Below are 7169 nucleotides of genomic sequence, written 5' to 3'. Positions count from 1 at the left end.
GGTCGCCGATCGCCGCCATCGCGTAGCGCTGCAGGCCGGGGCCGAAGGTGATCCGGGTCGCGCCGCGCCGCCCCAGGTCGGCGACGGACTCCCGGTCCGGTCCGGCGACCATGTTGAGGGGCCCGGTGATGCCCTCGCGCAGCACCGGGAGCACCTCCGGCGGCGCCAGGATCGGGTAGACGCAGTCGGCGCCGGCCGCCACGTACAGAAGGGCGCGTTCCACCGCGTCGGCCGGGTCACCCGACCCGACCAAAAACGTGTCGACGCGCGCGTTGATGAACAGGGCGTCACCCGCCTCGGCCCGCACCTCGGCCAGCCAGTCGGCGTGCCGCTGCGCGTCCTTGAGCCGTGGTGTGCCCCTCCGAGTCCTCCAGGTTGCAACCGACAGCGCCTGCCTCCAGGAGCCGCCCGACCAGTTCGGCGGGGGCGAGCCCGTAACCGCCCTCGACGTCGGCGGAGACCGGAACGGAGACGGCACGGACGATGCGCGCCACCGCGCGAACATCTCGTCCGGCGGGGTCGCGCCGTCCTCGAAGCCGAGTGCGGCGGCGACCCCGGCGCTCGGGGTCGCGAGCGCCGGGAACCCGGCGTCGGCGAACACCCGAGCGCTGGCCGCGTCCCAGGGCCCCGGCAGGACGAGCGGATCGCCGGCGGCACGGTCGAGGTGCAGGGCACGGAAGGTGGCAACTGTCATCGTTCAGGTCTCCCGAAGAAGGCGGGGTCGCGGGTCAGGCGGTGTACCCGCCGTTGGAGTCAAGCACGGCGCCGGTGATGTAGGAGGATGCGGGGCTGGCCAGGAACGCGATGGCCGCCGCGGTCTCGGCCGGGTCGCTGACCCGCTGGATGGCGAGGCTGGAGACCATGCCCTTGAGCACCTCCGGGTTCGGCGGTTCCATGCCGGTCAGCATCAGCCCGGCCTGCACCATGTTGACGGTGATGCCGCGTGGTGCCAGGTCGCGGGCGATGCCCCTGGTGTACCCGACCAGCCCGGCCTTGGTCGCGGCGTAGTCGGCGAGACCGGGAACCCCGACGCGGGTGCCGATTCCCGAGCCGATGGTGACGATCCGCCCGTTGTCGCGTAGCACCTTCGCCGCCGCACGGATGATCGCGATGACGCCGGTGTAGTTGGTGGCGTGCATCCGGTCCAGGGCGGCGACGTCGACCTCCGGGTCGTCGACTGTCCTGCCCTGTTCCACCGAGATGGCGGCGTTGTTGATCAGGATGTCCAGGCCACCGAGCCGGGCGACGACGTCGTCGATCAACTGCGCTGCGCGTGAGCCGTCCGCCTGGTCGTTCTGCACGGCGATGGCGCGTACACCCCGACCCACCAGTTCGTCGACGACCACGGCTGCCTTGTCGGCGGAGCCGACGTAGGTGATCGCGACGTCCGCTCCGGCGTCGGCCAGAGCACGGGCGGCCGCCGCGCCGAGACCGCGTGAGCCGCCGGTGACGAGGGCGATCTTGCCCTGAAGAGGCTGTTCCATGATTGCGTTCCTCCACCTGACGAATTATTGACTGATCGGTCCACCATACGTTTCGTGGACCGATCAGTCAATAATTGCTAGGCTGGTCACATGGCCAGACCACGGCAGTTCGACGAAGACCAGGTGCTACGCGCCGTACGCGACCAGTTCTGGGATGCCGGCTACACGGCGACCTCGCTGGAGGACCTGATGCGCGTCAGCGGGCTGGGCAAGGGCAGCCTCTACGGCGCCTTCGGCGACAAGCACCAACTCTTCCTGCGGGCGTTGCGCGAATACACCGACACCAGCGGCGGCCACCTGCGGGAGATGCTCACGTCCGCCCCCCGGGCCCTGGACGCCCTACGGGCGTTCGTCCTGGCGCCGGTGAGCGACCCGGGCGGCACCGCCGCTCAGCGCGGTTGCCTCATGGCGAACAGCACCTGCGAGCTCGCCACCACCGACCCGGACGTTCTCGCGGAGGCGCGGCGCACCTACGAGGCGACGACGGCCCTGGTCGCCGAGTGTGTCGTACGAGCCCAGGACGAGGGTGACCTGCCGCGCGACGTCGATCCGGTCGCAACGGCACGCGCACTGCTCGCCGCGCAGCAGGGGATCGTGTTCATGGGGCGGACCGGGCTGGACATCGACACGCTCACCGCGACCGCCCGCACCCTCGCCGACCGGTTTCTGCCTGACGCCTGAGTCCTGAGTCCTCACGCCCGGCCGGCACGACACCTCGGGGCAGAACGCCCCGGGGTCGGTTCGCTATTTGATCTTGCGGGTCGAACGGACCACGATGCTCTCGTACTCCGGGTGTCTGACCAGCCAGTCGGCGAGGAACGGGCAGATCGGCACGACCGTCCGCCCCCTGGCCCGCGCGTCGTCCATCACCGCGCGCGCCAGCGTCGACCCGAGGCCGTTGCCCTCGTACGCCGGATCGACCTCGGTGTGGGTGTAGGCGATGATCGAGCCGGTCAGTTGGTAGGTGACGAACCCGGCGACCGCGCCGGTCTCGTCGCGCGCCTCGAAACGCTCCCGCGCCGGCGCGTCTGTCACGGTGAACTGCACCCGATCATCCAACCACCCGACCCTGCGGCGTTCATCCCGAGGCCGGCGGGGAGGTGACCCCGCGCGCATCGTTCCGGCCCGAACGGGAACGCACCGCTGCTGACCGCACCCGGGAGGAGACCCGCCACCATGACGGACCCAGCGACGGACGGCGGCTTCGCCGTCGTGGAGCTGTTCACCTCCCAGGGCTGCAACAGCTGCCCGCCGGCGGAGGAGTTGCTGACCGAGATCGAACGCGACGCGCGGCAACGGGGTCAGGCCGTCTTCGGCCTCGGCTTCCACGTCGACTACTGGGACGATCTGGGCTGGCCCGACCAGTTCGCCGACGCGGCGTACACCGCGCGGCAGGAGGCGTACGCCCGCGCGTTGGGCACCAGGGGTCTGTACACCCCGCAGATGGTCGTCAACGGCAGCGTGGAGTTCGTCGGGTCCGACCGTCGACGGGCGGCCGGCGCGATCGCGTCCGCCCTGGCGTCACCTCCCGCCACCTCGCTCGCGCTGTCCGTCGCCGAGCGGGGCGGGCAGCGGGTGGTGCTGGACTACCGGGTTGAGCGGCCGCCGGAGCGCACGGTGCTGAACGTGGCGCTGGTGCAACGGGGCCTGGAGAGCGAGATCGCCCGGGGTGAGAACGCCGGGCGGACGCTGCGACAGGACAACGTCGTCCGCGCCTTCGTGTCGGTGGGTCTGGACGCCGAGCAGGGACGAGTGGAGCTGGCGACACCGTCTGATCTCGATCCGGGCGGTGCCGCCGTCGTCGGCTACGTGCAGGAGGACGGCCACCGGAGCGTCGTCGGCGCGAGCATCGTCGAGCTGTCCGACGCGTAGTCTCGGCGGATGCGGATGGTGGGCGGTGCGAGGGGGCTCGGTGGTTGACGCGCAGGACGTACGCCGGGTGGCGCTGGCCCTGCCGCACACGGTGGAGGTCCCCAGCGACGGCTTCGACTTCCGGGTGGCGAACAAGGGCTTCGTCTGGTCCTATCCGGAGCGGACACCGGGCAGACCACGGGTGTTGCGGCTCGACATCGCGGTGCTCTTCGTCGGCGACGAGGCCGAGAAGCAGGCCCTCCTGCTCGGCGAGCCGGACATCTTCTTCACCACGCCCGGCTATCACGGACTACCCCTGGTCATGCTGCGTCTGGCGATGGTCGACCTGGACCGGCTGACCGAGCTGGTGACCGACGCGTGGCGGATGCGGGCCCCGGAGGCACTGCTGAGCGATCTCGAGGGCGCCGGAACATAGCGACATCAGCACGCAACGTCCTGGACACATTGACGGGAATCTCGATCCTCCACTACCGTGACCCTGAGAGAGCGCTCTCTCACACGACCTTCCCCCCAATTCAGACGCAACGCGTCGGACCCGGCAAGGGCCGCACCCGGCGCGCGATGGAGGCACCATGAAACCTCCCGTCCCCCACCGCCGATGGGCCCTGGCCGCCGCCACCGCTGTGTCCCTGGTCGTCGGCGGCCTCGCGATCCCGGTCACCCGCGCGGCCGAAGCCGCACCCGTCGGCGCCGGCAGCTACACCACCACGCCGGTCGGCGCACTCCCCAGCGGCTGCGGCGCGATGTCCAGCAACCCCCGGCAGTTCGCCACCGCCAACGCGCCCACCGGTCCGATCCCCACCAACGACTGGTGGTCCTCGCTGCTGTGGAAGCGCACCGACTGCTCCTTCAGCGAACCCCTGAACGCCCACCCGATCTCGTACGACACCTTCACCGACGGGCTGGGCTTCTCGGCCAACTCGACACCCGCGATCAGCGGCACCGCGACCGGCGTCGGTGAGTTCCACTACCCGTACGTGCAGGACATCCGGGTGGGGGTGGCCGGGCTCGCCGCACCTCTGGTCAAGGTGGACGGCTGGACCGACTGGACGGTCAGCCCGCACTGGAGCGACGGCACCCGCACCCTGCGCGCGACCATCGGCCACGGTCTGCCCTTCGCGTACTTCCAGGCCACCGGCGGCAACGCGGTGATCAGCACCGCCGGCACCCCGGACGTCTGGTCCAACAGCGGCGCCACCATCGGCTTCCGGGTCAACGGCCACGACTACGTCGGGTACGCGCCCAGCGGCGCGAGCTGGACCGTCGCGTCCGGCCGGATCTCGTCCACCCTGGCCGGTCGGGGCTACTTCTCCGTCGCCCTGCTCCCGCCGACGTCGAGCACCGCCGAGCGCGCCGCCCTGGCCGCGACCTACGGCCAGTACGCGCACGCCCACGTGACCGGCACCCAGGTGTCGTACGCATACAACCCGGCGACCAGCGGTCTGACCACCACGTACGCGTTCACCACCACCGCCCGGGAGGGCAGCGCCACGCAGACGGTGGTCAGCCTCTACCCGCACCAGTGGAAGTCGCTCAGCGGGTCCACCGCGATCACCCCGACCTACCCGTCGGCGCGGGGCCCGATGAAGGTGCTCACCGGCGTCAACCAGTTCCGCACCGCGATGAAGTTCCAGGGCGTGCTGCCGGAGCTGCCCGCGGTCGGCGACGGCAGCGGAGCCGACCTGGCGACCCTCACCAGCCAACTGGCCGCCGTCCGGGCGAACCCGATGGACCAGCGCGGCAACGACACCTACTGGACCGGTAAGGGGCTCGGCCGGGCCGCCCGGATCGCCGAGATCGCCGACCAGGTCAACGACACCGCCACCCGCGACAGCGCGCTGAACGCGATCCGCAGCACGCTGACCGACTGGTTCACCGCGTCCAGTGGCAAGACCAGCAGGGTCTTCTACTACGACAACAACTGGGGCACCCTGATCGGCTACCCGGCGTCGTACGGCTCCGACCAGGAGCTGAACGACCACCACTTCCACTACGGCTACTACATTGCCGCCGCCGCGACGCTCGCCAAGTTCGACCCGAGCTGGGCCTCGACCAGCCGGTACGGCGGCATGGTGGACCTGCTGATCCGCGATGCCAACAACTACCGCCGCGACGACACCCGCTTCCCGTACCTGCGCGATTTCGACATCTACGCCGGTCACGACTGGGCATCCGGGCACGGCTCGTTCGGCGCCGGCAACAACCAGGAGTCCTCGTCGGAGGGGATGAACTTCGCCAACGCCCTGATCCAGTGGGGGCAGACCACCGGCGACACCGCCGTCCGCGACGCCGGCGTCTTCCTCTACACCACCCAGCCGCGGCCATCCAGGAATACTGGTTCGACGTCAGCGACCAGAACTTCCCCGCCGCCTTCGGGCACTCGACGGTCGGCATGGTCTGGGGTGACGGCGGCGCGTACGCCACCTGGTTCAGCGGCGAGCCGGAGATGATCCAGGGCATCAACCTGCTGCCGGTCACCGGCGGCCACCTCTACCTGGGCAACAACCCGGCGTACGTACGGACCAACTACGCCGAGCTGGTCCGCAACAACGGCGGGCAGCCGACCGTCTGGCAGGACATCCTCTGGCAGTTCCAGGCCCTCGGCGACGCCGACGCGGCGCTGGCGAACCTGCGGGCGAACCCCGGCTACACCCCGGAGGAGGGCGAGAGCCGGGCACACACCTTCCACTGGGTCCGCAACCTCGCGGCGCTGGGCACCGTCGACACCTCGGTGACCGGCAACCATCCGCTGTCGGCGGTCTTCTCCCGCAACGGGGCCCGTACCTACGTGGCGTCGAACCCGACCGCGACGCCGATCACCGTGACGTTCTCCAACGGCACCACCCTCGCCGTGGGGGCGGGCAAGACGGCCACCACCGGGGCGTACACCTGGAGTGGCGGCAACGCGGCCGGCGGCGTACCCCCGACGACGCCTACCGATCCCCCACCGACCACCACCCCGCCGCCGTCCACCGGCGGTCCGACCCGCTACCTGCTGCCCGGCGGCGGGTTGGGCGCCGCCGGGGGCGCGGCCACCACCACGGTCGCGGCGGCCAACGGAAACCACGACGGTACGCCGACCAACGCCCAGGTCTTCACGGCGACCGGCCTCACCCTCGCCTACTCCGGCGGGCAGACCGCGTTCGACCTGTTCGTGGACGCCGGGACGGCGGTCGGCAACGGCGTGCAGGTGCGGGTCTCCTACGACCTCACCGGCAACGGCAGCTGGGACCGGGTGGAGACGTCGCGCTACTTCGCCACCGATCCGGTCGCTGGTTACGAGCACTACACCCAGAGCGGCGGCCTGGCCTCGGCCACCGGCACGTTGGGTGCGCTGAGCAACGGCACGGTCCGGGTGGAGATCTGGTCGGCGATCGGCAACAACCCGAGCACCGTGGGCCTCGGCAACCAGTCGGTACTGCGGCTGCCGTACTCCTGATCGACCCGCACCAGGCTCGGCCGGCGCGGAGGACAGGTCTTGTCCTCCGCGCGGCGACGTGCTCAGGAGGCGGTGCAGGTGGGCGTCAGACCAGCCCCGCTGCCGGTGCCCTGGAAGCCGAACTCGGTGACCTGACCGGCGCTGAGCCGGCCGTTGTAGTCAACGTTGGCGAACCGGACGGTGCCGGTGGAGCCGCTGGCCGTCGCGCTCCAGCTGTTGGTGACGCTGGCGCCACTGGCGAGCGTGACGCTGACGTTCCACCCGTTCGTGCCGGCGGAGCCGGCGGTCACCTTCACGCTGGCCACGAAGCCACCGTTCCACGAGTTCAGCGACACCGACGCCGAACATCCGCCGGTGGTCGGCGGCGGGGTGGT

General features: G+C 70.8%; 7 protein-coding genes and 2 pseudogenes. 5 read left to right on the top strand and 4 right to left on the bottom strand.

The features are described from left to right. Together JM949_RS31805 and JM949_RS31800 are read right to left on the bottom strand one after the other, a co-directional pair. A pseudogene (locus tag JM949_RS31805) lies at positions 1 to 694 on the bottom strand (isocitrate lyase/PEP mutase family protein); the annotation flags it as partial. A gap of 34 nt (positions 695 to 728) precedes the next feature. Beyond that, positions 729 to 1484, bottom strand: coding sequence for an SDR family oxidoreductase (locus JM949_RS31800; RefSeq protein WP_203151793.1), 756 nt, complete (start codon positions 1482 to 1484; stop codon positions 729 to 731). A 90-nt stretch (positions 1485 to 1574) separates the two neighbouring features. Between JM949_RS31800 and JM949_RS31795 the strand changes: the two genes are divergently transcribed. After that, complete coding sequence (locus JM949_RS31795; protein WP_203151792.1) at positions 1575 to 2165, top strand: TetR/AcrR family transcriptional regulator; 591 nt, start codon at positions 1575 to 1577, stop codon at positions 2163 to 2165. Positions 2166 to 2228: 63 nt separating this feature from the next. Here JM949_RS31795 and JM949_RS31790 read toward each other — a convergent pair whose 3' ends face one another. Continuing rightward, the gene (locus JM949_RS31790) at positions 2229 to 2531 is read right to left on the bottom strand and encodes a GNAT family N-acetyltransferase (protein WP_203151791.1); all 303 of its coding nucleotides are present in this window, start codon (positions 2529 to 2531) and stop codon (positions 2229 to 2231) included. Positions 2532 to 2660: 129 nt separating this feature from the next. Between JM949_RS31790 and JM949_RS31785 the strand changes: the two genes are divergently transcribed. The 4 genes and pseudogenes from JM949_RS31785 to JM949_RS38720 all read left to right on the top strand — a co-directional run bounded on the left by JM949_RS31785 (position 2661) and on the right by JM949_RS38720 (position 6795). Beyond that, positions 2661 to 3356, top strand: coding sequence for a DUF1223 domain-containing protein (locus tag JM949_RS31785; protein ID WP_203151790.1), 696 nt, complete (start codon positions 2661 to 2663; stop codon positions 3354 to 3356). 40 nt (positions 3357 to 3396) lie between these two features. Next, positions 3397 to 3771 carry an MmcQ/YjbR family DNA-binding protein gene (locus tag JM949_RS31780; protein WP_203151789.1) on the top strand — a complete coding sequence of 125 codons (375 nt, stop codon included), beginning with the start codon at positions 3397 to 3399 and terminating at the stop codon, positions 3769 to 3771. Positions 3772 to 3928: 157 nt separating this feature from the next. After that, positions 3929 to 5602: pseudogene (locus tag JM949_RS38725) on the top strand (glycosyl hydrolase); the annotation flags it as partial. A 5-nt stretch (positions 5603 to 5607) separates the two neighbouring features. Then, on the top strand, positions 5608 to 6795 hold the full coding sequence (locus JM949_RS38720) for a glycosyl hydrolase (RefSeq protein ID WP_309232420.1): 1188 nt from the start codon (positions 5608 to 5610) through the stop codon (positions 6793 to 6795). 62 nt (positions 6796 to 6857) lie between these two features. Here the strand turns inward: JM949_RS38720 and JM949_RS31770 are convergent. Further along, a partial coding sequence (locus tag JM949_RS31770) for a cellulose binding domain-containing protein (RefSeq protein WP_203151788.1) occupies positions 6858 to 7169 on the bottom strand: 312 nt, incomplete at its 5' end.

It is taken from the genome of Micromonospora tarensis (assembly GCF_016803395.1).
Lineage (GTDB): Bacteria > Actinomycetota > Actinomycetes > Mycobacteriales > Micromonosporaceae > Micromonospora > Micromonospora tarensis.
The sequence above is the reverse complement of the archived record's forward strand: the minus strand, read 5'-3'. Positions and strand labels throughout refer to the sequence as shown.